We start from the raw sequence: 2,324 nt of genomic DNA on the forward strand, positions 1-2,324 counted from the left end.
CGGGCAAAAAAGATGCGTCAAGATGGCGGTGCTGAATTTATCAGTGCTTCCCTAGATTTTGAGGTGCGACAGCAAATAAATTATACCATAAGAACAAAATTCTTCCCACCCTCTTGACACCTTCTCCATCCTCCTTTATAATCAAATACATTTGAATAAAGGAGACGATCATCATGAAAAAGGCATTCAAGTTTCGCGACATCGACTGCGCCCACTGCGCTCAGGAGATTGAGGATGCTGCGGCAAAGATCGAGGGTGTGAACAAGGTTCGCATCAACTTTCTCAGCGAGCGCATGACGCTCGACGCGGACGACGCACGCTTTGACGAGATCATTGCAGAGATCAAGAAGGTTGCCAAGACCATCGAGCCGGACGCAGTGCTCGAGGCGTAACGCGAGGGAATCCTCATGACGAAGAAACAGAAGCGCATGCTCATGCGCATCGGAGGAGCGGCAGCACTCTTCATATCGGGAATGGTCCTCGAAGACATTACCGTCGGTGTCGTACTCCTCCTCGCAGCCTACGCTCTCATCAGCTGGGACATCCTCTGGCGTGCGGCGGCAAATATTCGCCAGGGACGCGTCTTTGACGAGAACTTCCTCATAGCAGTCGCGACCCTCGGTGCGATCGCCCTCGGCGACTACTCCGAGGGCGTTGCCGTCATGCTGCTTTACCAGATCGGCGAGGGGTTCCAGGGCTATGCCGTTCAGCGTTCGCGCCGCTCCATCTCCTCCCTCATGGACATTCGCCCCGACACGGCGTGTGTTCTGCGCGACGGTGCGGAGGAGGAGGTATTCCCCGACGAGGTCGAAGTCGGCGAGACGATCATCGTCCGTCCCGGCGAGCGCGTCCCGCTCGACGGCATCATCACGAAGGGAGAGGGACACCTCGACACCTCCGCTCTGACAGGCGAATCCATGCCGCGTGTGGTGCGTGCAAACGACGAGATCATCAGCGGCTGCATCAACCAGTCGGGTGTCCTTGAGGTGCGCGTCACAACCCCGTACGAGGAATCCACCGTCGAGCGCATCCTGTCGCTCGTGGAGGAAGCGACGGACAAAAAGGCAAAGACCGAGGCATTCATCACACGTTTCGCACGCTGGTACACGCCCGCCGTCGTCATTGGCGCACTGCTCCTCGCCATCATCCCGCCGCTCGTCACGGGCGATCCGTTCGGTATGTGGATCTACCGCGCACTTACCTTCCTCGTTATCTCCTGTCCGTGCGCTCTCGTCATCTCCGTGCCGCTCTCCTTCTTTGCAGGGATTGGCGGCGCGAGCCGTGCCGGCATCCTCATCAAGGGCGGCAACTATCTGGAGGCACTGGCAAAGGCAGACACCGTTGTATTCGACAAGACGGGCACGCTCACGAAAGGCAGCTTTCATGTCACGAGCGTCATCCCCGCCGAGGGCTTCCAGGAGGAGGATGTCATCTTCTACGCAGCGAACGCCGAACGCTATTCCACCCATCCCATCGGGCGCTCCATCCTGCGCGCCTTCACGGGCGGTGGCGGTACGACCGAGGATACGGACGTGCATGCGATGGAGGAAAACGCAGGACGCGGCATCTCCGCGCACATCAATGGACATTTCATCCTGTTTGGCACGCATGACCTCCTCACAGCAAAGAAAACGATAAACATCCCACCTGTCCCGCACGCGGGTGCGGTCTATCTCTCCATTGACGGGTGCTTCGCAGGAGTGGTGCATGTCGCGGACGAGATCAAGGAGGACGCGGCGGAGGCAGTCCGTGCCCTAAAGGAGCGCGGCATCCGCGAGACGGTCATGCTCACGGGCGACACGCGCCCAATCGGCACGAGCGTCGGCAAGAGCCTTGGCATCGATACCATCCACGCCGAACTCCTCCCGCAGGACAAGGTCGCACAGGTCGAGACACGGCTCGCCGCACAGGCAGAGGGCAAGACCCTCGCCTACGTCGGCGACGGCATCAACGACGCGCCTGTTCTCGCACGCGCCGATGTCGGCATCGCCATGGGCGCACTTGGCTCGGACGCGGCAATCGAGGCGGCGGATGTCGTTCTCATGACCGACGAGCCGAAGAAAATCGCAACCGCCATCGACATTGCACGCAAGACCATGCGCATCGCATGGCAGAACATCGTCTTTGCCATCGGCATCAAGGGCATCGTCCTCGTCCTCGGCGCACTTGGTTACGCAGGACTTTGGGCGGCAATCTTCGCCGATGTCGGCGTCACCGTCCTCGCCATCCTCAACGCCATGCGTGCGCTGAGCGTCAAGGAATGACTTGCGGAAGCACTGATAAATTCAGCACCATCATCTTGACGCATCTTTTTTGCCCGCACT

2 protein-coding genes are annotated in these 2,324 nt (G+C 59.3%); both read left to right on the forward strand.

Features of this window, described 5'->3' with window-relative positions; genetic code table 11:
• The first annotated feature begins 173 nt into the window (after nt 1-173).
• The gene (locus ACO6BQ_RS12420) at nt 174-392 is read left to right on the forward strand and encodes a cation transporter (RefSeq protein ID WP_006692543.1); all 219 of its coding nucleotides are present in this window, start codon (nt 174-176) and stop codon (nt 390-392) included.
• Between the two features lie 15 nt (nt 393-407).
• Nucleotides 408-2,264, forward strand: a complete 1,857-nt coding sequence (locus ACO6BQ_RS12425; RefSeq protein ID WP_489121435.1) for a heavy metal translocating P-type ATPase — start codon at nt 408-410, stop codon at nt 2,262-2,264.
• Nucleotides 2,265-2,324: the final 60 nt, after the last annotated feature.

The organism is Centipeda sp. (in: firmicutes), from assembly GCF_057271695.1.

What these genes read in the sequence shown, in the direction of transcription:
- ACO6BQ_RS12420 (WP_006692543.1), top strand. Translation starts at nt 174, where the DNA reads ATGAAAAAGGCATTCAAGTTTCGCGACATCGACTGCGCCCACTGCGCT.
- ACO6BQ_RS12425 (WP_489121435.1), top strand. Translation starts at nt 408, where the DNA reads ATGACGAAGAAACAGAAGCGCATGCTCATGCGCATCGGAGGAGCGGCA.